A 21,135-nucleotide genomic window follows, 5' to 3' on the forward strand; every position below is an offset into this window, starting at 1 on the left:
CTTCCTATCATGGACGGGCCAAGCAACGAGGAAGCGACCATGTCAGAGACCTTCACAAAAGGCATGGCCAGGAATATCTATTTCGGAGGAAGCATCTTCTTCTTCCTGATATTCCTGGCCTTGACCTATCACACGGAACAAACCTTTCCCAAGCGCAGCAATGAAGCGCAATTAACTCAATCAGTGATACGCGGCAAAACAGTCTGGGAGCAGAACAACTGCATCGGCTGCCACACATTGCTGGGGGAGGGTGCCTACTTTGCGCCTGAGCTGGGCAACGTGTTCCAGCGCCGGGGCGGGGAGGACGGCTTCAAACCCTTCCTGCAGGCCTGGATGAAAATGCAGCCGCTGGGCGTACCGGGCCGACGAGCGATGCCCCAGTTCAAGTTGAGTGACCAGGAAGTGGATGACATCGCCGAGTTCCTCAAATGGAGCTCGAAAATCAATACCAACGGCTGGCCGCCCAACAAGGAGGGCTGAGAGATGAGCATGGCAAATCCGCATCTGAAATTCGCCTCACAAGCCGTGGCCAAACCTTACTTCGTGTTCGCCCTGATCCTGTTTCTCGGTCAGGTGCTGTTCGGTTTGATCATGGGCCTGCAATACGTGATCGGGGATTTTCTGTTCCCGATCATTCCCTTCAACGTGGCGCGAATGGTCCACACCAACCTGCTCATCGTCTGGTTGCTGTTCGGCTTCATGGGCGCCGCTTACTACCTGATTCCGGAAGAGGCCGATCGTGAGTTGCACAGCCCCAGGCTGGCGATCATTCTGTTTTGGGTGTTTGCCGCTGCCGGTGTGCTGACGATCCTCGGCTACCTGCTGGTGCCCTACGCGGGCTTGGCGAGGTTGACCCACAATGAGCTGCTGCCGACCATGGGCCGGGAATTTCTGGAGCAACCGACCATCACCAAGATGGGGATTGTGCTGGTGTGCCTGGGCTTTCTCTACAACATTGGCATGACCCTGCTCAAAGGGCGCAAGACCACGGTGAGCATGGTCATGATGACCGGGTTGATCGGGCTCGCGGTGTTCTTCCTGTTCTCCTTCTACAACCCCGGCAACCTGGCCCGCGACAAGTTCTATTGGTGGTGGGTGGTGCATCTTTGGGTGGAAGGCGTGTGGGAATTGATCATGGGCGCGATGCTGGCTTTCGTGCTGATCAAGATCACCGGTGTAGACCGGGAGGTCGTAGAGAAATGGCTGTATGTGATTATCGCCATGGCGCTGATTACCGGGATCATCGGTACTGGGCATCACTTTTTCTGGATTGGCGCGTCCGAGGTCTGGTTGTGGGTCGGATCAATCTTCTCTGCGATGGAGCCGCTGCCCTTCCTGGCGATGGTGATATTCGCCTTCAGCACGGTGAAGAACCGCCGTCGACAACACCCCAACCGCGCCGCGACGCTGTGGGCGAAGGGCACCACGGTGACGGCCTTCTTCGGCGCGGGCGTCTGGGGCTTTCTACACACCCTGGCCCCGGTCAACTTCTATACCCACGGTTCGCAACTGACCGCGGCTCACGGCCACCTGGCTTTCTACGGCGCCTACGCGATGATCGTGATGACCTTGATCAGCTACGCCATGCCGCGTCTGCGCGGGCTCGGTGAAGCCGCTGACGAACGCTCGCAGACCCTGGAGATCTGGGGCTTCTGGATGATGACCCTGTCGATGGTGATGATCACGCTGTTCTTGACCGCTGCCGGTGTCGTGCAGGTCTACCTGCAACGTTGGCAGCCCGACGGGATCGCATTGCCGTTCATGGCCACGGTCGAACATTTGCAGGTCATGTTCTGGGCGCGCCTGGGCGCAGGGGTCGGTTTCTTCGCGGGGCTGCTCTGCTATTTGTTCAGCTTCAAGCAGCGGGGGCGCGCAGCCTTGCGTGCACCAGCGGCGGTGGTGCCTTCATGAATCGGCATAACGGCTAGAAAAGGTCGGCCCGGCTGATCCAGCGGGCCGTTTGTTTGCTTTCCAACAAGGGCAAGTACCATGGCCTTTACCGTCGAACTGGAAGAGTGGGTAGGCAGCGTCTGGCATCGCTTCATCACCCGGCGCGCCAGCCCGGATTTTCCCGAAGCCCGGGTTGCACTGATCAGCCAGCAACGCCCGCTGGCGCTGTTGTTTCGTGCCATGGGCGGTGCCAATGGCATGGGCGTGGAAGCGGCCAGTGACCGCGACCTGTTACTGCGGCGCAATGTGCTGCAGCAGATCGCCGGCACCTGCAAACAAGTGCCGTTGGCCTGGTGCGACGAAAGTACCCTGCGGCTGCCGGCGAGCCTCGCGGTCTTCCCTCAAGTCGCGCTGAACGAGGAACTCTATCGTTGGCTCGCATTGCTGGCCGCGCAGGCCGGACCGATGCGGCATTGGGGGCGGGACAACCAGCGCTGGACGCAACAGCTGTTGCGGCGTTATCCAGCGCTGCGCCCGCGCTACCAGCGACTGGTCGAAGCCCACCTGCGATTGCGCCCGGATCCGGCTTCATTGAGCCGTGCTGAAGCGGCGCTGGAGCGCGCGTTATGTCAGGCATTGCGCCAGCCGGGCAGTGTTGAGGATTTTCCGCGCAGCGAGCGTGCGGTATGGCCGCTGCCGCTGTGGCTGTACCCGCCGCAACAGCTGGCCAGTCCGCTGACGGCCGATCTGGGCGATGAATCCGAAGACACCTTGGCGACAACGCCCGACGAGCAGAAAGGCGGGCGCAAACGCGCCAAACGTATCGATGACAATCCGCGAGACGGTGGACTGTTGGTGGTGCGCCTGGAGAACCTGTTCAGTTGGACCGAGCACGTGGACCTGGACCGCTGGTCGGACGACAGCGAAGACCCGGATGCTGCCAGGGTCGCCGACGATCTGGACGAGCTGACCCTGTCGCGCACGCGACTGCGCAAGGGCGGTGGCTTGAAGCTGCACCTGGATTTGCCGCCCGCGGATGTCGACGATATCCCCTTGGGCGAGGGCATCAAGTTGCCCGAGTGGGACTATCGCAAGCAGCGGATGCAGGACGCTTTCGTCAATCTGCAAATGATGGTGCCCCGTGACAGTCAAGTGCAGCCGCTGCCGCCACGGTTGAAGGGGTCGGCGCAGCGTCTGCGGCGTCAATTCGAGCATTTGCGCACTGATCGTCAGTGGCTGCGCCAGCAAACCCAGGGCTCGGAGCTGGACATGCAGGCCTGGCTGGATTTTCACGTTGAGCGCGAGCATGGCCAGTGCGCCGAGCGCGGTCTGTTCATGGAGCAACGCCAGACGCGCCGTGACCTGGCGTGCCTGTTGCTGGCGGATGTCTCGATGTCCACCGACGCGCACCTGAACGATGAGCATCGGGTCATCGATGTCATCCGTGACACGCTGTTGCTGTTTGGCGAAACCCTGTCGGGGCTGGGGGATGATTTCGCCCTGTACGGGTTTTCCTCGCTGCGCCGTCAGCACGTGCGTATGCAGGCACTCAAGACCTTCGCCCAGCGTTATGACGACCACACCCGGGGCCGTATTCAAGGGCTCAAGCCTGGGTATTACACGCGCATGGGCGCGGCTATTCGCCAGGCCACGTGCCTGTTGGGCAGCAGCAAGCGGCGCAGCAAGCTATTGCTGCTGCTGACCGATGGCAAACCCAATGACCTGGATCTGTACGAGGGACGCTACGGTGTCGAAGACACCCGCGAGGCGGTGCTCCAGGCCCGGCGTCAAGGGCTGACGCCGTTCTGTATCACTATTGATCGCGAGGCCGGGGATTATCTGCCCTACATGTTCGGTGCCAATGGCTACACCTTGATCCGTCAACCTGAGCAATTACCCCTGCGCTTGCCGCAACTGTATCGCCAACTGACCCGGCTTTGAGTCCAGGTCTGAATCTGCGGCCTCAATTGATGCTGCGCGGCAACACGAAAAACATCGTAATGCAAAAGATCGTCAGGCCAACGCAGAACCATTTGAACCGGCGCAAACGACCTGCCTCGACGCGTTCGGCCATCACCGGCAAGGGCATGCCGCATTGCAGGCATTCAGATTGCCTGGACGGGTTGGTAGTGTGGCAATACAGGCAGACGGGCAGGGTGCTCATTCGAACTGTTCCAGGCGCAGACGATCAAGAATGGCGATCTGGCGGCCGTCCTGGGTGATGATTTTTTCATCGATCAGGCGGCGAATGATCCGTGAAAAGGTTTCCGGCTGGATCGACAGATGCCCGGCGATCAATTGCTTGGCCATCGGCAGCTCGAATTGGCTGTTGACCGGCCGCAGGCGCACCAGTTGCGTCAGCAAATAACGCACGACCCGGTGGGTGGCATTTTTCAGCGACAGGGTTTCGATTTCATTGACCCGCTGGTGCAAGCGAACGCAGAGCTTGCCGAGTAACGCAAAGGTCAGCCGGCTGTTGCTCTGAAGCAGGCGCATGTAGGTGGCGTTGGACAACCGGTAGAGTTGAGTGGGGCAGACCGCCTCGGCCGAGGCCACGTAATTGGGGGTATCCATCAACATCATCGCCTCGGCGCAGGTTTGTCGATCGCCGATGACTTCAAACACTTTTTCCTGCCCATCGGGCGTCAGTCGGTAGATTTTCACTGCCCCGGCAATCACGAAATAGAACGAATCGGCGGGCTCGTCTTGCCGGAACAAGGGTTCGCCTTTGTCGATGCTCAGCAAGTGGCTGGTACTCATCAATTCATCCAGCTGTTCTTCGTTCAACGGCTCGAACAAATGATGACTGCGCAAAATCTGGTGGTGAACGCGATGAAGCACCATGGGAATTCGTCCTGAAGGTAAAGAAAAGGGGCGGCCAACGAGTCAGACGAGGCCCAGGGAAAGGCCACTGGCCAGGGCCAGGACTGAGGCCAGCAGCACAAACCAGGTCAGGGGTTGGATGACTTTTTTCATGACGACTCCCGCGGATCGAGGCTTTCATTGAGTACCCGATGCTTGAGCAAGACGCGGGCCATGCCTGGAGGCCTTGATTCATGGGGATGGGAAGGCTCGAGGGTAAAAATAACCCTGGCCGACAGGGTCTAAATGACCGTATCGGGGTTGTTTTCACCCTGGTCCGTTCACCGTTGCAGCCGCGCGGGCCCGCACCGGCAATAAGTCGCCGCAGGGCACGGCCCTTGCACTCTTGATCTGCGACAACGGCGACTGATCGCCTATACCCGATGATGCATCCGGATTTACCTCGGCACTCGCGACTAAGTGTCAGGTCGCCAACACGTTAGAGGAGTGGCGTTATGCAAGTGCTTGAGCGGCGTAAAGCGATGGCGATCCCGCCGCTGTTACGGCTGGCCTTCCGGCCATTTTTCCTTGCCGGCTGCCTGTTTGCGGTGTTGGCCATTGCGCTGTGGCTGGCAGCCTTCGGCGGTTCGATTTCCCACTGGACTCCCGCAGGCGGTTGGCTGGGCTGGCATCGGCATGAACTGCTGTTCGGCTTCGGGCTGGCGATCATCGCAGGTTTTTTGCTGACGGCGGTGCAGACCTGGACCAGTCGCCCCGGGCTCAGCGGCAAGCCGCTGGCTGCCCTGGCGCTGTTGTGGCTGTGCGCACGGGCGGCGTGGTTGCTCAATGCGCCATGGTCGCTGCTCATGGTGCTGGAATTGGCGTTCCCACTGGCGGTCGCATTTTTCATGGGGTTGAGCCTGTGGAAGGTACGACAGAAACGTAACTATCCGATTGTGATGGTGTTGCTGCTGTTAGCCGTGGCCGATGGGTTGGCGCTTTATGGCGTACGCGAAGGCCATGAAGGCTGGCAGCGCCAAGGCGTACTGGCCGGCATCTGGCTGGTGGCAGCGATGATGGGGTTGGTCGGCGGGCGGGTCATTCCGTTTTTCACCCAGCGTGGTCTCGGTCGGGTCGAGGGAGTTGCTCCCTGGCCGTGGCTGGACGGGGTGTTGTTGATCGGTGCGCCGCTGGTTGCGTTGCTGTATGCAGCGGGGCCGGCCCTCATCCCTAATGCCTGGGTGGGGCTGCTGTTCGCGGTGTTGGCGGCGGGGCATCTGGTGCGCCTGGTTCGCTGGCATGATCGGGCACTTTGGCGCGTGCCGTTGTTGTGGTCGCTGCACCTGGCCTATGGCTGGTTGGCAGTGGCGTGCCTGGGTATGGCGCTGTGGCATTTCGGCGTGCCGGTCAACCCGAGCCTGGCGGTGCATTGCCTGACAATCGGTGCCATGGGGGGGTTGGTGCTGGCGATGATTGCACGGGTCAGCCTGGGGCATACCGGTCGGCCACTTGAGCCGCCCTCGGGCATGACCCTGGCGTTTATCTTGCTCAATCTGGCGTGTCTCAGCCGGGTTGTGTTGATTGTGTTCCTGCCCTTGCCGGCGCTGTGGCTGGCCGGCCTGTGCTGGGCGCTGGCGTTTGCGTTGTACGCCTGGCGTTACGGGCCGATGCTGCTGCGCACTCGGGTTGACGGTCATCCGGGTTGAGCCGGCGAATCAATGGAGGTGGACAGTGATATACCCCTTTTTACTGGTGACCCACTTGCTTGCGGCAATCGCCTTCATTGGTACGTTGTTTTTCGAAGTGGTGATCTGGCATCACGCCCGCCAGCAGTTGCCGGATGCGCCACAGTCGACGGCCGATCAGGCCATTGCCCTGCGCTCGCGCAAGGTCCTGCATGGCGTGGTGGTGCTGTTGTATGGCGCCGGCATCAGTTTGGCGTGGCAGTACCGGGGCGCCTTGAGCCAGCCGCTGGCCAGCAGTCTTGGCACGTTGCTGAGCCTGAAGATCCTGTTGGCCCTGAGCATCATCGGGCATTATTTGCTGTTGGCCTATTGGCTGAAAAACGCTCGGCTGAGCGCTCAGCGGGCAAGCTGGATTCGCCGCAGCATCCTCGGGCACATGGTATCGATCGTGATCCTTGCCAAGGCCATGTTTTATTGGCATGGCTGATCGATAAAAGTGCCCGGCAGACGAAACCCGCGGCAACCGGTGGGCTGGCGCGGGTGGGTTGTAAGCGGCGATCGATCAGTGTCTGGGGTTCAGGGCGTTTACGAACAGCACATTGTTTTCCAGGTGGATGTGGTGCATCAGGTCGTCGCGAAACTCCAGCAGCCCGCGATACAAGGCACGCCAGGTGTTACAGGCATCCGCTGGCGGGGTGATGTTGTTGGTCAGGGCCAGCAGTGCCTCCAGCGCCTGGCCATGCTGGTCATGTTCGAAACGCAGCACCTGGATCGGCGGGGCGGCCTGGAGGCCGATGCCCTGTTGCAGCATCGGGAAGAGCACTTGTTCTTCCTTGAGCATGTGGCCTTCGAGTTCTTGTTGAATGTCGGTCAGCAGGTCGGCCAAGCCGTTGGGACAACTGCTGCGTGCGCCGTGGACCTGCTCGACCCGACGGGCCAGGCGGATCAGTTCGGGCAGTTGCTCGCGGTGGCGAGCGTGGTAACGCGTAAGGAGGTGAGCGATCAACACAGGCAACGGCTCGTTGCGCCAGTCAATTTGGGTTTCACCGGCGTCTTGCAGACTGTGCAGGGCTTCGGCAATCAGTGTCGGGTCGAGGTCCTTGCCCAGTGCCGCTTCACGCAGGCTTTTATGACCACCACAACAGAAGTCCAGCTTGAAGGTGTGAAAGATCCGGGTGGCACCGGGAATGTCGCAGGCCAGTTGGCCGAGGCTTTGTTCCAGCAGGGTCTGGCTCATCAGGGTTCCTTGATTGGATTTCAACGGTTCCCCAGCCTTGTTGCATCCGGCATGCCATATTTAACTGATTGATAAATAACGATTAATTATTAGGTGTGGTGATAGTTACCCTGACGCTCTAGGGTGAATGCCACCATAGAGGGTGATGATTACCATGCTGCGAGAAAGCCTGGCCGCCGACTTGATCGTCGAGTTGCCCAATGCCGTACGGTTCCAGCGCCTGGTCCAGACCCTGCGCGAATATTTCAACAGCGGTGCCGTGGGCTTGCTGCGCCTGGATGAAGACAGCCTCAGGCCTGTCGCGACAGTGGGGTTGGTCCACGAAGCGTTGGGGCGCCGATTTGTCATCGCTCAGCATCCTCGACTGGCTGCGATCATGGCGTCGCGCGAGCCGACGTGGTTCGAGCCTGACAGCCGCCTGCCGGACCCCTACGACGGCTTGCTCGACAATCACGTGGGTGAACCCTTGCCGGTGCATGACTGCATGGGTGTGAGCCTTTACGTGGAGGGACGCATCTGGGGCGCCATTACCCTCGATGCGTTGCATGCCGGCACCTTCGACAGCCAGGCGCGGGAGGAACTCAAGCGTTGCACCTTGCAGATCGAAGCCGCCGTGCGCGTCACCCGCCTCGAACAGGAAAACCGCAGCTTGCGTTTGTCCCGCAGCGGCCTTCAAGACGTGCGCTTGCCCGCCGATGAAGGCGAAATCCTCGGCCAGAGCGAGGCGTTGCACCAGTTGCTCAATGAGCTGGATGTACTGGCCGATTCCGACCTGCCGGTGTTGCTGTTGGGCGAGACCGGTGTCGGCAAAGAGTTGTTCGCCCGGCGCCTGCATCGTTTGTCGGGGCGCAGCCACAAGCCGCTGATACAGGTCAACTGCGCCGCCTTGCCGGAATCCTTGGCAGAAAGCGAGTTGTTCGGGCACGTCAAGGGCGCCTTTTCCGGCGCCACCAGTGACCGCGCCGGACGTTTCGATGCGGCCAATGGCGGCACACTGTTTCTTGATGAAGTCGGTGAGTTGCCGCCAAGCGTGCAGGCCAAGCTGTTGCGCACATTGCAAAACGGCGAGATCCAGCGGCTGGGGGCGGACAAGCCGTTGCACGTAGATGTACGGATCATCGCCGCGACCAACCGGCACCTGCCCGACAGCATCCGCGATGGCCTGTTCAGGGCTGACCTGTATCACCGGCTCTCGGTGTACCCGGTGCCGATTCCGCCTCTGCGCGAGCGCGGTAACGATGTGCTGATGCTCGCCGGGCATTTCCTCGAACTCAATCGGGCACGGCTCGGCTTGCGCGGTTTGCGCTTGTCGCCCGCGGCCGAGCGGGCCTTGCTGGCCTATTCCTGGCCGGGCAATGTGCGCGAACTGGAACATGTGATCAGTCGCGCCGCGTTGAAGCAACTCAGCCGCGGCACCAGTCGCGCGCTGATCATGACGCTGGAGGCGCAAATCCTCGATCTTGACAGTGCAATGGGGGCGTCGGGAATGCTCGTCGAGCGGCCGTTGGAGCTGATGTCTGATGCGCCATTCCAGGCCCTGGGCGCTGCGGTGGATGACTGCCAGCGAGAAAAAATCCTTCAGGCCCTGAGTCTTTCGGCCCAGAACTGGGCCGGCGCCGCCCGGCTGCTGGAGATCGACCCCAGCAACCTGCACAAACTGGCCCGGCGTCTGGGGTTGAAATAAGCCGTGGCGGCGCCGCCTGTTGATGGCGATCAAGGTGAGGCCAGCCAGTGGCTTGCACACTGGGCCAAACCCCACGGAGATCACCGTTATGCCACTTTCCCTGGCCCAGATGCGCCGTAACTACACCCTCAACGGTCTGCTGGATGAGGCAGCGCCGGACGATCCACTGGCCATGTTCCGCCAATGGCTGCAGCAAGCGCGTGACACCGAATGCGCGCCTGTCGAAGCCAACAGCATGATGTTGGCAACGGTCGATGGTGACGGGCAACCGCACTGCCGGGTCCTGCTGCTCAAGGGCTTGAGCGACGATGGCTTCACGTTTTTCGGCAATTACCAGAGCGACAAAGGCCTGCAACTGGCCGCTAACCCGAATGCCGCCATGACGTTTTTCTGGCCAGGCCTGGAGCGTCAGGTGCGCATTGAAGGTCAGGTATCCAGGCTCGATTCGCAAATCTCGGACGCGTACTTCGACTCCCGCTCAGTGGCCAGCCGCCTGGGCGCCTGGGCTTCACCACAAAGCCAGCCGCTGGCCAGCCGGGCAGCGCTGGACCTGCGTTTGGCCGAAACCATCAAGCGTTTCGTTGGCCAGGCCGTGCCGCGACCGCAGCACTGGGGTGGTTACTGCCTGCGCCCGGCACGCCTGGAGTTCTGGCAGGGGCGTGCCGATCGCCTGCATGACCGACTCGACTACCGTCTACAGAACGGCGAATGGTGTCGCCGCCGCCTGGCGCCTTGAGTCTGTATTCGCCCTGTGGAGGTACCTCGTTGGAGGAATAGGCCGGGCGGCGATTCCGGTTCAGGCTTGGCCAAACCCTCATCTACGGGAAGGCTTTTATATGGCCCATTTGGCGCAACGCACCTTTGTTCCCCTGCACATCGCCGTGCTGACCATCAGCGATACGCGCACCTTTGACACCGATACTTCGGGGCAGACCCTGGCAGGCCTGCTGCAGACCGCCGGCCATGTGCTGATCGACCGGGCGCTGGTCAAGGACGACATTTATCAGATTCGCGCCATTGTTTCCCGGTGGATCGCCGACCCCCAGGTGCAAGTGGTATTGATGACCGGCGGCACCGGTTTCACCGCGCGCGACAACACGCCGCAAGCGGTGCTGCCATTGCTCGACAAACAGGTTGAAGGCTTTGGCGAACTGTTCCGCCAGGTCTCCCTGGCGGAAGTCGGCATGTCCAGCTTGCAGTCGCGGGCCCTGGCTGGAATGAGCAATGGGGTCTTGGTGTGTTGCGTCCCGGGTTCGCCAGGGGCATGCCGGACAGCCTGGAACATGATCCTGCTGGAACAGCTGGACAGCCGCACCGGCCCCTGCAATTTCGCCCCGCATTTGAAACTGCAGCCGCAACAAGGCAATGAAGCCTGCGAGACGCGCTCATGACCGGTGGAGTGTGCGACCTCGGTCAGCTGATGCCGGTGGACGAGGCCATCCAGCGTTTGTTGGATCAGGCCCCGACACCCCCGTTGGCGCAAATGATCGGCCTGGATCAAGCCTTGGGACGAGTGCTGGCAACCGACATTCATTCCCTGGTGAACCTGCCGGCCTGGGACAACAGCGCCATGGACGGCTATGCGCTCCGGGCAGCCGACCTGCCATCCCAGGGCGGTTACCTGCCCATTGGTGGGCGAATTGCTGCCGGGGATCAAGCCGGCTTGCCGTTGCTCGCCCAGCAGGCGGTGCAGATTTTTACCGGCGCGCCATTGCCTGCGGGCGCCGATACAGTGGTGCCGCAAGAGTGCTGCCGGATCGACGGCGAGCGCGTCTGGTTCCCGTCCGTCAGTGCGGGCGATCACGTGCGCAAGGAGGGTGAAGAGGTTCGCCGTGGGGACCTGTTGCTCAAGGCCGGCAAGCGCCTGCGTGCACAAGAATTGGGCTTGCTGGCTGGCGCAGGCGTGGCGCGGGTCGCGGTTCATCGACCGTTGCAAGTGTGCTTGCTCAGCAGCGGCAATGAGCTGCGCGAACCGGGCGATGCCTTGGCGCGGGGGCAGATCTACAACAGCAACCGCTATTGCCTGTCTGCGTTGCTGCGCGGCTGGGGCGTCGAGGTGCACGACTATGGCGTCATGGCAGATGAGTTGGCGGCCAGCCGCGATGCCTTGAGCCTGGCGTCGTCGGAGTGCGATTTGCTGCTCAGCTCCGGTGGTGTCTCGGTCGGCGAGGAGGACCATCTCAAACGGGCGATCGAGGAACTGGGTAGCCTGGATTTCTGGCGGCTGGCCATTCAGCCGGGTAAACCCCTGGCCTTTGGTGAAGTCGCCGGCAAACCCTGGATCGGCATGCCGGGCAATCCTTCGGCGGCACTGATTACCGCGTTGGTGGTCGTGCGGCCGTTCCTGCTCCGGGCGCAGGGCGTCACGGACGTGATGCCTGTGCCATTGGCCGTACCAGCCGGGTTCGACTGGTTGCAACGCAACAAACGCCGTCAGTACCTGCGGGCCAGGCTGACGCCTAGTGCCGACGGCCAATTGAGCGTGGCGCTGCACCCTCAGCAAAGCTCGGCGATGTTGACGGCTGCGTGCTGGGCCGACGGGTTGGCCGTGATCGAGTGCGAGCAGCAAGTGCTCAAGCGCGACACCGTGATGTTCCTGTCCTTCGCCGACCTGATGCATTGATCGCAATTGATTGTCGTCAAGGCCATGGCTGCTGGTCTGGCTAGACTGGCAGCGCCTTTCTGATCGGTGCACTACCGATCCCGGGCGAGCGTCAAGACGCGTTTTTCATGAGGATTACCCATGCAACTGGTTTGTCCGGCAGGGAATCTGCCTGCGCTTAAGGCGGCGGTGCGCGAAGGCGCGGATGCCGTCTATGTCGGTTTTCGCGATGACACCAACGCCCGGCATTTTGCGGGCCTGAATATGGATGACAAGCAGTTCGACGCTGCGGTCGCCCACATCCGCCAGCATCAACGCAAACTCTACGTCGCGGTGAATACCTATCCGCAACCCAAGGGCTGGGAACGCTGGCAGCGGGCAGTCGACCGGGCTGCCGATTTCGGCGTGGACGCGCTGATCGCCGCCGATCCCGGGGTGCTCAACTATGCCAGCCAGCGGCACCCGCAACTGGCGTTGCACCTGTCGGTCCAGGGCTCGGCCACCCACGCTGCGGCGCTGCAGTTTTACGCCCAGCGCTATGGTATCCGGCGTGCGGTGCTGCCACGGGTGCTGTCGTTGGCGCAGGTGCGCCAGGTCGCCGCCACCAGCCCGGTGCCGATCGAAGTGTTTGGCTTTGGCAGCTTGTGCATCATGGCCGAGGGGCGTTGCCACCTGTCCTCCTACATCACCGGCGAGTCGCCGAACCTGTGCGGTGTCTGTTCGCCGGCCAAGGCTGTGCGCTGGAGCGAAGACGCCCAAGGCTTGAGTGCGCGGCTCAGCGAAGTACTGATTGATCGTTATACCCCTGACGAGCCGGCCGGTTACCCAACGTTGTGCAAGGGCCGCTTCCTGGTCGACGGCAAACGCTTTCATGCACTGGAAGAGCCCACCAGCCTCGACACCCTCGACCTGCTCCCTGAGCTGAGCGCCATCGGCGTCGAGGCGGTAAAAATCGAAGGCCGCCAACGCAGCCCGGCCTATGTCGAGCAAGTCACCCGCGTCTGGCGGGCGGCACTCGATGCCCATCGCGGCTCACCGGGCAGTTTCCAGGTCAAGGCGCAATGGCGCCAGGTGCTGGCTGGTTTGTCCGAAGGCAGCCAGACCACCCTGGGTGCTTATCATCGATCGTGGCAATGAGGGACGAAACATGCAGCTCAGCCTTGGACCGGTCCTGTTTTATTGGGACAAAGAGCAACTCAGCAACTTTTACGCCGAGATGTCGGCCTTGCCCCTGGACGTGATTTATCTGGGGGAAACCGTGTGTTCGAAACGTCGGGCTTTTTCACTGGATCAATGGCTGGGGCTGGGGCGCGAGTTGCAGGCCTGCAGCCAGGCGCAATTGGTGATCTCCAGCCTGACGCTGATCGAAGCCGCGTCCGAACTTTCCAGCCTGCGGCGGCTCTGCGACAACGGTCAGTTGCTGGTGGAAGCCAATGACATGGGCGCGGTGCAGTTTCTGGCTGAACGCAAGTTGCCGTTCGTGGGCGGCCCGGCGCTCAACCTGTACAACGGGCATGCGCTGGCGCAATTGCTCGACTGCGGCATGACCCGTTGGGTACCGCCGGTGGAATGTTCGGCGGCGTTGATCGGCGATGTGATCGAGCAGGTTCGCGAGCTCGGCCGTGACGTGCCGCAAGTGGAGATCTTCGCCTATGGGCATTTGCCGTTGGCCTATTCCGCCCGCTGTTTTACCGCCCGCGCGGAAAATCGGCCGAAGGACGACTGCCAGTTCTGTTGCATCAACTACCCCGATGGTCTGGCGCTGGCCAGCCAGGAAGGGCAGCCGTTGTTCACCCTTAACGGCATTCAAACGATGTCGGCGCAGGTGACCAATCTGCTGGCCGATTATTCCGGGTTGGTGGCCTGCGGGGCCGATCTGCTGCGCCTGAGTCCGCGAGCCCAGGGCATGAACGAGGTGATCGAGGCGTACCAGCGGGTTCGTCTGGGCCAGGCACCGCCGCTGTTCGTCGACGGTTGCAATGGCTACTGGCATGGCCAGGCCGGCATGCTGCATGTTGAGGAGGTCGGCCTGTGTTGAACCGCAAAGCGTGGCTATTGAAAGGCGCTGATCGCTTACTGCCGCTGGTACGCCGGGTGCCCTTTGCGGTGCAGCGCCTGGCGCTGCAGCAGGCGCTGAATCGCTGCCTGGCCGAGCCATTGCGCGACGGTGAATTCGAAGTGCTGCGCGGGCGTTGGCTGTGCCTGCAAATTGCCGATCTGGGGTTGTCCTGGTACCTGACCCTGGGCCGCGAGGGCTTGCAAATTGGCCGTCAGGCCCAGGCTCACGTGACCATCAGCGGCAATTGGCGAGAGTTCCTGCTCCTGGCCAGTCGCCAGGAAGATCCGGACACGCTGTTTTTTCGTCGGCGCCTGGTGATTCAGGGCGATACCGAGTTGGGGTTGGCGCTGAAAAACCTGATCGACAGCCTGGACCCCGACGTCTTGCCGGTCTGGTTGTGGCGTAATCTTGAGCGGGCGGGCAAGGGGCTGGCGGTGCAGTAGTTGAATAGGTATCTACACAACGTTGGTACGCCGCTGCTCCCTGGCAGCTTATAGCTATCTAACTGATGCATCCAAATGTGGGAGGGGGCTTGCCCCCGAAGGCGGCCTGACAGCCGACCAGGGTCTTGGATCAGACCGAGTACATATCCATTATTTAGGTAACGGCCACTATTGGTTCCGCTTTTACAGCGGGTCACTTTGAAAAGCGCAAAGTAACCAAACGCTCTTGCCCCACCACTCGGCACCTCGCTCAGGCTCGGTGTGCCCGTAATCCGACAGGGATTTGGGGGGCCGCCGCCACGCGCCATCCATGGCGCGGGGCGGCTAAACCGGCATCCCTGCCGGTTTACCCCCCAAATCCCTGTCGAATTCCGGCCAGCGTGGTTTAACGGGGCGCCTAAGATCAAGATCAACAGCAGATCAAGATCAAGAGCGGCTCGCTGCGCATCGTGGTTACCGTCGCTGCCACACAGTGTGCGGGTATTGCGCATTCATCGCAGCCAATTGCGCCTATTGGAACGCAGCCAGATCCTTTTCGGCGAGGATGCTGATGTTGCGTCGTTGCATCTGGATCAATCCGCACTCGACCAGGCGATGCAAAATCCGCGAAAAGGTTTCCGGTTGAATCCCCAGCTTCGACGCCACCAGGCGTTTGGATACCTGCAAGACAATCTGCCCGGTAACCGGGTGGCGTTCCTGGAGCAGAAAACTGATCACCCGACGGCTCGCGCTCGCCATGGTCAAGGTGTCGATGTCCCGCAGGCGCAGGTGCAGATGGACGCTCATGCTCGCCAGGATAGCCAGGCAGACTTTCGGCTGGTCTTCCAGTGCCTTGCGATAATGGTGGCCCTCGATACTGACCAACACGCTGTCCTTGAGGGCGGTGCCGCTGACCGGGTAAAGCCGGGCCTGGCTGAAGAGCAGGGCTTCGGCGAAGGTCTGGCCGGGCTGAATGATTTCCACCAGGTTTTCCTGGCCTTCACCGTTGAGGCGGTAGAGTTTGATCTGGCCGCTGACCAGCAGGAAAAAGCGCTTGGCCGGATCGCCCTGGTGCATCAGCGTGGCGTGGCACGGCAGGCGCTTGAGCATGGCCAGGCCGCAGACTTGCTCGAAAACGTTCTCCGGCAATTGGCTGAACAGATGATGACGACGCAGCGTCAAGACGATGGAAGGGTGGGTCAGCATGGCGTACCTCCGCTGACGGTCATTGTAGAGCGCGCAGGGGGGTTGACCTATGCCTCTGCCGGCCTACCTCCAAGGAGGCATGCCTCAGCCCGTAATGCGCAGATGCTCCATGGCCCACACCGCCGCTTCGACCCGTGAACGCAAGCCGAGTTTGTGCAGCAGGTTCTTGACGTGGACCTTGACCGTTCCTTCGGTGATGCCCAGCTTGTGTCCGATAACCTTGTTGCTGTAGCCGCTGGCGATGGTCTTCAACACCTGGCGTTCACGCTCGGTCAGTTCTACCACCGCTTGACGCGGCGGTGAGCGCAACGCCTGGGCCATGACCTGCGTCAGGCCAGGGCTGATGACCAATGCACCTTCGAGGGCATCGCGGATGTACTGGATCAGCAGCTCGGGTTCCATGTCCTTGAGCAGATAACCGTCGGCATCCAGGCGCAGCGCATCGCGAATGTCGTCTTCGGCATCCGACACGGTAAACAGCAGTACCTTGCCGGTGTAATGCATGGCCCGTAATCGGCGCAGGGTTTCAATGCCATTCATCTGCGGCATGTTGTTGTCGAGTAGTACCAGGTCCGGTTGGAGTGGCTCGATCAGGGTGAGTGCTTCTTCGCCATGGTTGGCTTCGCCGACGATCAGGAAATCATCTTCGAGTTCAAGCATCTGGCGAATGCCGCGACGCATCATGGGATGATCGTCTACCAGCAGGATTCTATGGTGGGGGGACGGGGTCATGCGACGCTACCTTCTGTTTGCCGTTCGAGAAACTCGGGATGAAACTCCAGTTGGACGCGAGTCCCTTGCGGCGTCCTGGAAAATATCTGCAACTGGCCGCGCAGGCTGCGCGCACGTTCATCCATGATGTTCAGGCCGTGGTGTTCGCGTTGGTCGACAGTGCCGCTGAAGCCGCGCCCGTCATCTTCGACCGAGAGCCTGACGGTTTCGCCGTCCTGGCGCAGTTGCAGCCAGACGTTTTGCGCGTGGGCATGGCGCAGACAGTTGGAAAGCGCCTCGCGGGTGATCTGCAGGATGTGGATTTGCTCGCTGGCGCAGAGCTGGAAGGCCAGCGCATCGACGTGCAGGTGGACCTTGAACTCGCCGCGACGGGAGAACTCCTCGGCGGTGTCCTTGAGCTCCTGCACCAGCCCCGCATCATTGATCTGCAAGCGAAAAGTGGTCAGCAGTTCGCGGAGCTGGCGGTAGGCATTGTTCAGGCCCTCGCGCAACTCAGCGGTGACGGTTTCCAGGGTTTCGACCGGCTCGCCGCGGCGCATCAGGGTCTGCATGCGGCTGACTTGCAGCTTCATGTAGGACAGGGCCTGCGCCAGTGAATCGTGCAATTCGCGGGCGATGATCGTGCGCTCTTCAAGTAGCAGCAGGCGATGGTCCTGTTCCCGTTGGCGTTTGAGCGAAAGAGAGGTGCCAATCAGGTTGGCGAGGGCCTGGATCAGTTGGGTTTCCCAGGCTTGCGCGGGGTGGCCGTCGACAAAGTGGGCCTTGAGCTCACCCAGTTCGCTGCCCTGGTTGCTGATGCTGAAGGTTTGCGGGCTGGTTTTGTGGTGTTTCTGGCACGTGGCGCAATCGCTGCTGGCGCAGACATCCCGACTGTTGGCGCCGTGCAGGGCGAGTAATTGCTGGGCCGGTGCCTGCAAGTGACCTTGCAGGCACAGCGACAGGCGCAAGCCGGGCAGGCGTTGCTGGAAGCGCCGGATCAACTCATCCAGCCCCTCGGCATTGGCCAGGCGCGTGGCCAGGCTTCGGCTGCTTTGATAGAGCAGTTCCAGCGCCGCGTTGGCTTGCTGCAGGTTCAAGGTCTTTTGCTGGACCTGGCTTTCGAGCGTGCGATGCGACTCCTCGATCGTCTCGGCCATGGCGTTGAAACTGGTGGCCAACTGGCCCAGTTCGTCATGGGACTGATGGTTGACCCGCACCTGGAACTCGCCGCGACGAAAGCGCTGGGTGGCGGCCACCAACTCTTGCAGCGGCGAGACGACGCCATGCTGCAGTTCGTAGAGCCCGAGCAGCAAGACGATCAGCGTGGTGAACAAGGCCAGGCCTTGAATGACCTGTTGCCAACCTTGCTTTTGCTCGCTCTGGCGTTGCAGCAGGCTGACGAACTGGTTCAGTTGTTCAACGAAGGGCAGGGCCATTGCCTGAAAAGCACTTGCATCGCCACGTTGAAGTGCCGGGTGCAAATCATCCTTCCAGCGTTGCTGGATCTGCCCATAGCTGATTTGCAAATCGGTGGTCGGGCCATCTTCCAGCACCGCTTTGAGGGAATGGCTATTGAGGCGGGTTTGCAGGCTGTCGGTGATAGCAGCGATTTCTTCGCGGGGAGCGCCAGCGGCCAGTTTCCAGCTCAGGTGGTAAGTCTCCATGCGCACCGAGCCAGCGGTATTGATGGCGGCGGCATCGCCTTGGCTGAACCAGGCGATCAACCCGGCACTCAACGAACTGGCCAGGGCGAGGATGGCGATGAGGATCACCGCCAGCCCGGCGCGAGCGGGCAGGGAGCTGCGCAACCAGCGCATCATCAACGCTGATCCTGGGCACAGACACGAAAACTGAGCATACGGCGTCCCGGAACACGGTTTTGCATCCCGTCCCGGGTGCGCTACCTCTAAAGAGTTGCCGACCGCTCCCTGTCAGTAAAGGTGGGGCTGTAAAACCTTAAGAAGCTGATAAATAAAGGCTTTCCAGGTGTCCATGGACTACCTCCTTAGAGGTAGACAGGCTAAGCATAGGCCTATGCCCCGTTGGGCTTCGTTGACATGGGTCAAGTTTTTGCAGGGTTGGCGTCTCTAGTCTGCCGGCATGGCTAGCTGACTGGAGAACATTGTGACCCAACCCCGTGTACGACAAGGCTTGGTGCTTGGCATGAGCACACTGGCCTTCACCGTGTGTTTTATGGTCTGGATGATGTTCGCCGTGCTCGGCGTGCCGATCAAGGAACTGCTCCAGCTCAACGAAACGCAATTTGGCCTGCTGGCCGCCACCCCGGTGTTGACCGGCTCACTGGCGCGTCTGCCCCTGGGCCTGCTGACCGACCGCTTTGGTGGGCGCAGCGTGTTCCTGGTGCTGATGCTGACCTGCGTCGCACCGTTGTACCTGATCAGCCACGCCACTGCTTACTGGCAGTTCCTGGTGCTGGGCTTGTTCGTCGGCCTGGCCGGCGGCTCGTTTTCGGTGGGGATTGCCTACGTCGCCAAATGGTTCGACAAAGAGAACCAGGGCTTTGCGATGGGCATCTTCGGCGCCGGCAACGCGGGGGCTGCGGTGACCAAGTTCCTCGCGCCGGCCCTGATCGCCGCGGGTAGCTGGCAACTGGTGCCGAAAGTCTTTAGCGCCATCCTCTTTGTCACGGCGTTGCTGTTCTGGTTTCTCAGTGCAGAAAACAAGGACCATCGCAGTGCGACCGGCGCCAGTTTGCGTGAGCAATTGAGCGCCCTGAAGGACCCTGCGGTGTGGCGCTACTGCCAGTACTACTCGATCGTCTTCGGCGGCTATGTGGCCCTCGCATTATGGATGACCCAATACTACGTGCGCGAATACGGTTTCAGCCTGCAAAGCGCCGCGTTGCTGGCCGCCTGTTTCTCCCTGCCCGGCGGTGTATTGCGTGCCGTCGGCGGCTGGATGTCGGATCGCTGGGGCGCGCAAAGCGTGACCTGGTGGGTGTTGTGGGTCAGCTGGATCTGCCTGTTCCTGCTCTCGTACCCACAGACCCAGCTGCAAGTGCAGTCGATCAACGGCCCGGTCAGTTTCCACATCGGCCTCAACCCCACGCTGTTCACCGTGCTGCTGTTCGTCATGGGCATCGCCTTCGCGTTCGGCAAGGCCTCGGTCTTCAAATACATCGCCAATGACTACCCGCACAACATGGGCGCGGTGTCCGGCATCGTCGGCCTCGCGGGCGGCCTGGGCGGCTTTGTGTTGCCGATCCTGTTCGGCGCCCTGGTGGACCTCACCGGCGTGCGCTCTTCCTGCTTCATGTTGATGTACGGCGTGGTCTGGGTCTCCCTCACCTGGATGTACTTCAGCGAAATACGCAAGCGCCCGCTGCTGGGCAAACAGCCGCCAGCGACGTCGTCCCCGTTTTCCAGCATTGCCCAAGGAGAAGAACATGTCCGTTCTGCAAAAGCCTGACAAAGGCCCGGTCATCCATGACTGGCGCCCCGAAGACCCTGCGTTCTGGGGAAGCAGCGGCAAACAGACCGCCACCCGCAACCTGTGGATCTCCATTCCTGCACTGCTGCTGGCCTTTGCGGTGTGGATGGTCTGGAGCACGGTGATCGTGCGGTTGAACGCCATCGGCTTCAGCTTCACCACCGACCAGTTGTTCTGGCTGGCGGCATTGCCGGGGTTGTCCGGGGCGACCCTGCGCGTCTTCTATTCGTTCATGGTGCCGATCTTCGGGGGCCGGCGCTGGACCGCCGTGAGCACCGCGTCACTGCTGTTGCCGTCGATCTGGATGGGCTTGGCGGTGCAAGACCCAAGCACCTCGTACAGCGTGTTCGTGTTGATCGCCTTGCTCTGCGGTTTTGGTGGCGGCAACTTTGCCTCGAGCATGTCCAACATCAGCTTCTTCTATCCCAAGTCTCAGCAGGGTACAGCCCTTGGTCTCAACGCCGGGCTCGGCAACCTGGGCGTTTCGGTGATGCAGTTCTGCGTGCCGCTGGTGATTACTTTTGGCGTGTTCGGCTTCCTGGGCGGCCAGCCGCAAGTGCTGCAGGACGGTGCTCAGTTGTGGTTGCAGAACGCCGGGTTCATTTGGGTGCCGTTCATTGTATTGGTGACGGTGTTGGCCTGGTTTGGCATGAATGATCTGTCCAGTGCCCGCGCCTCGTTCAGCGAACAGGCGGTGATCTTCAAGCGCAAGCACAACTGGTTGATGTGCTGGTTGTACTTGGCGACCTTCGGTTCGTTCATCGGCTTCTCCGCGGCGTTTCCGCTGCTGATCAAGACCTCCTTTCCGGACGTCATCGCCTTGAAATTCGCGTTCCTCGGCCCGCTGGTCGGCGCATTGGTTCGTCCCCTGGGCGGCTGGCTGGCGGACAAGCTCGGCGGCGCGAAAGTGACCCTGTGGAACTTCGTGCTGATGATCGTGATGGTCTTCGGTGTGCTGCACTTTTTGCCCCAGGACGGATCGGGCGGCAACTTCTACGGCTTCCTCGGCATGTTCATGCTGCTGTTCATTACCACCGGCGTGGGCAACGGCTCCACCTTCCGGATGATCCCGGTGATCTTCCGCACCCTGCATGAAAAATCCGCTGCGGGTAAACCTGCCGCCGTGCGCGAACAAGCGCTCAAGGACGCCGGCAAGGAATCGGCCGCCGTCCTGGGTTTCAGTTCGGCCATGGGCGCCTTTGGTGCGTTCTTCATTCCCAAATCCTTCGGCACTTCGATGGCCCAGACCGGCGGCCCGGAGATGGCCTTCTACATGTTCGTCGGCTTTTACCTGAGCTGCATCGTGGTGACCTGGTGGTGGTACGCGCGCAAAGGCGCCGCGACACCCTGCTGAGTCGAACCCGAATCCAACCATTGCGTGGGCGGG

At 61.3% G+C, this 21,135-nt stretch carries 20 protein-coding genes; 14 read left to right on the forward strand and 6 right to left on the reverse strand.

Going from position 1 to position 21,135, the window contains the following annotated elements:
• Positions 1 to 39 precede the first annotated feature (39 nt).
• The 3 genes from TU73_RS11730 to TU73_RS11740 all read left to right on the forward strand — a co-directional run bounded on the left by TU73_RS11730 (position 40) and on the right by TU73_RS11740 (position 3,831).
• The gene (locus tag TU73_RS11730; RefSeq protein WP_043051390.1) at positions 40 to 480 is read left to right on the forward strand and encodes a c-type cytochrome; all 441 of its coding nucleotides are present in this window, start codon (positions 40 to 42) and stop codon (positions 478 to 480) included.
• A gap of 3 nt (positions 481 to 483) precedes the next feature.
• On the forward strand, positions 484 to 1,911 hold the full coding sequence (locus TU73_RS11735; RefSeq protein ID WP_057012323.1) for a cbb3-type cytochrome c oxidase subunit I: 1,428 nt from the start codon (positions 484 to 486) through the stop codon (positions 1,909 to 1,911).
• Between the two features lie 78 nt (positions 1,912 to 1,989).
• Complete coding sequence (locus tag TU73_RS11740) at positions 1,990 to 3,831, forward strand: nitric oxide reductase activation protein NorD (RefSeq protein WP_057012324.1); 1,842 nt, start codon at positions 1,990 to 1,992, stop codon at positions 3,829 to 3,831.
• Between the two features lie 22 nt (positions 3,832 to 3,853).
• Here TU73_RS11740 and TU73_RS11745 read toward each other — a convergent pair whose 3' ends face one another.
• Together TU73_RS11745 and TU73_RS11750 are read right to left on the reverse strand one after the other, a co-directional pair.
• Entirely contained in the window at positions 3,854 to 4,054 is a 201-nt protein-coding gene (locus tag TU73_RS11745) for a hypothetical protein (protein WP_057012325.1), read from the reverse strand.
• The gene (locus tag TU73_RS11750; RefSeq protein WP_057012326.1) at positions 4,051 to 4,734 is read right to left on the reverse strand and encodes a Crp/Fnr family transcriptional regulator; all 684 of its coding nucleotides are present in this window, start codon (positions 4,732 to 4,734) and stop codon (positions 4,051 to 4,053) included. The genes TU73_RS11745 and TU73_RS11750 overlap by 4 nt, the downstream gene beginning before the upstream one ends.
• A gap of 473 nt (positions 4,735 to 5,207) precedes the next feature.
• Between TU73_RS11750 and TU73_RS11755 the strand changes: the two genes are divergently transcribed.
• Together TU73_RS11755 and TU73_RS11760 are read left to right on the forward strand one after the other, a co-directional pair.
• Positions 5,208 to 6,398, forward strand: a complete 1,191-nt coding sequence (locus tag TU73_RS11755; protein ID WP_057012327.1) for an NnrS family protein — start codon at positions 5,208 to 5,210, stop codon at positions 6,396 to 6,398.
• Between the two features lie 28 nt (positions 6,399 to 6,426).
• The gene (locus TU73_RS11760; protein WP_082642593.1) at positions 6,427 to 6,864 is read left to right on the forward strand and encodes a hypothetical protein; all 438 of its coding nucleotides are present in this window, start codon (positions 6,427 to 6,429) and stop codon (positions 6,862 to 6,864) included.
• A gap of 75 nt (positions 6,865 to 6,939) precedes the next feature.
• Here TU73_RS11760 and ytfE read toward each other — a convergent pair whose 3' ends face one another.
• A complete protein-coding gene (ytfE, locus tag TU73_RS11765; RefSeq protein ID WP_057012329.1) occupies positions 6,940 to 7,614 on the reverse strand; it encodes an iron-sulfur cluster repair protein YtfE in 675 nt (224 codons plus the stop codon).
• Between the two features lie 154 nt (positions 7,615 to 7,768).
• Between ytfE and norR the strand changes: the two genes are divergently transcribed.
• The 7 genes from norR to ubiT all read left to right on the forward strand — a co-directional run bounded on the left by norR (position 7,769) and on the right by ubiT (position 14,402).
• Complete coding sequence (gene norR, locus TU73_RS11770; RefSeq protein WP_057012457.1) at positions 7,769 to 9,298, forward strand: nitric oxide reductase transcriptional regulator NorR; 1,530 nt, start codon at positions 7,769 to 7,771, stop codon at positions 9,296 to 9,298.
• Positions 9,299 to 9,386: 88 nt separating this feature from the next.
• Positions 9,387 to 10,034 (forward strand): pyridoxamine 5'-phosphate oxidase, encoded by a 648-nt coding sequence (pdxH, locus tag TU73_RS11775; protein ID WP_057012330.1) that lies wholly within the window; start codon positions 9,387 to 9,389, stop codon positions 10,032 to 10,034.
• Positions 10,035 to 10,134: 100 nt separating this feature from the next.
• A complete protein-coding gene (gene moaB, locus TU73_RS11780) occupies positions 10,135 to 10,689 on the forward strand; it encodes a molybdenum cofactor biosynthesis protein B (protein ID WP_057012331.1) in 555 nt (184 codons plus the stop codon).
• A complete protein-coding gene (locus TU73_RS11785) occupies positions 10,686 to 11,921 on the forward strand; it encodes a molybdopterin molybdotransferase MoeA (RefSeq protein WP_057012332.1) in 1,236 nt (411 codons plus the stop codon). Before moaB ends, TU73_RS11785 begins: the two co-directional genes overlap by 4 nt.
• Before the next feature lie 120 nt (positions 11,922 to 12,041).
• A complete protein-coding gene (gene ubiU, locus TU73_RS11790; RefSeq protein WP_057012333.1) occupies positions 12,042 to 13,037 on the forward strand; it encodes a ubiquinone anaerobic biosynthesis protein UbiU in 996 nt (331 codons plus the stop codon).
• A gap of 10 nt (positions 13,038 to 13,047) precedes the next feature.
• Positions 13,048 to 13,938 carry a U32 family peptidase gene (locus tag TU73_RS11795; RefSeq protein ID WP_057012334.1) on the forward strand — a complete coding sequence of 297 codons (891 nt, stop codon included), beginning with the start codon at positions 13,048 to 13,050 and terminating at the stop codon, positions 13,936 to 13,938.
• Entirely contained in the window at positions 13,932 to 14,402 is a 471-nt protein-coding gene (ubiT, locus tag TU73_RS11800; protein WP_057012335.1) for a ubiquinone anaerobic biosynthesis accessory factor UbiT, read from the forward strand. The genes TU73_RS11795 and ubiT overlap by 7 nt, the downstream gene beginning before the upstream one ends.
• 510 nt (positions 14,403 to 14,912) lie before the next feature.
• Here ubiT and TU73_RS11805 read toward each other — a convergent pair.
• From TU73_RS11805 to TU73_RS11815, 3 genes are all read right to left on the reverse strand, one after another.
• Positions 14,913 to 15,587, reverse strand: a complete 675-nt coding sequence (locus TU73_RS11805; RefSeq protein WP_057012336.1) for a Crp/Fnr family transcriptional regulator — start codon at positions 15,585 to 15,587, stop codon at positions 14,913 to 14,915.
• A gap of 84 nt (positions 15,588 to 15,671) precedes the next feature.
• Positions 15,672 to 16,319 (reverse strand): two-component system response regulator NarL, encoded by a 648-nt coding sequence (narL, locus tag TU73_RS11810; protein ID WP_057012337.1) that lies wholly within the window; start codon positions 16,317 to 16,319, stop codon positions 15,672 to 15,674.
• On the reverse strand, positions 16,316 to 18,118 hold the full coding sequence (locus TU73_RS11815) for a histidine kinase (RefSeq protein ID WP_057012338.1): 1,803 nt from the start codon (positions 18,116 to 18,118) through the stop codon (positions 16,316 to 16,318). Before TU73_RS11815 ends, narL begins: the two co-directional genes overlap by 4 nt.
• Positions 18,119 to 18,422: 304 nt before the next feature.
• Here TU73_RS11815 and TU73_RS11820 point away from each other — a divergent pair, with 304 nt between their 5' ends.
• Positions 18,423 to 19,727 carry an MFS transporter gene (locus tag TU73_RS11820; protein ID WP_057012339.1) on the forward strand — a complete coding sequence of 435 codons (1,305 nt, stop codon included), beginning with the start codon at positions 18,423 to 18,425 and terminating at the stop codon, positions 19,725 to 19,727.
• Positions 19,705 to 21,102 carry a NarK family nitrate/nitrite MFS transporter gene (locus tag TU73_RS11825; protein WP_057012340.1) on the forward strand — a complete coding sequence of 466 codons (1,398 nt, stop codon included), beginning with the start codon at positions 19,705 to 19,707 and terminating at the stop codon, positions 21,100 to 21,102. Before TU73_RS11820 ends, TU73_RS11825 begins: the two co-directional genes overlap by 23 nt.
• The last annotated feature ends 33 nt before the right edge of the window (positions 21,103 to 21,135 follow it).

It is taken from the genome of Pseudomonas libanensis (assembly GCF_001439685.1).
GTDB classification, from domain to species: domain Bacteria; phylum Pseudomonadota; class Gammaproteobacteria; order Pseudomonadales; family Pseudomonadaceae; genus Aquipseudomonas; species Aquipseudomonas libanensis.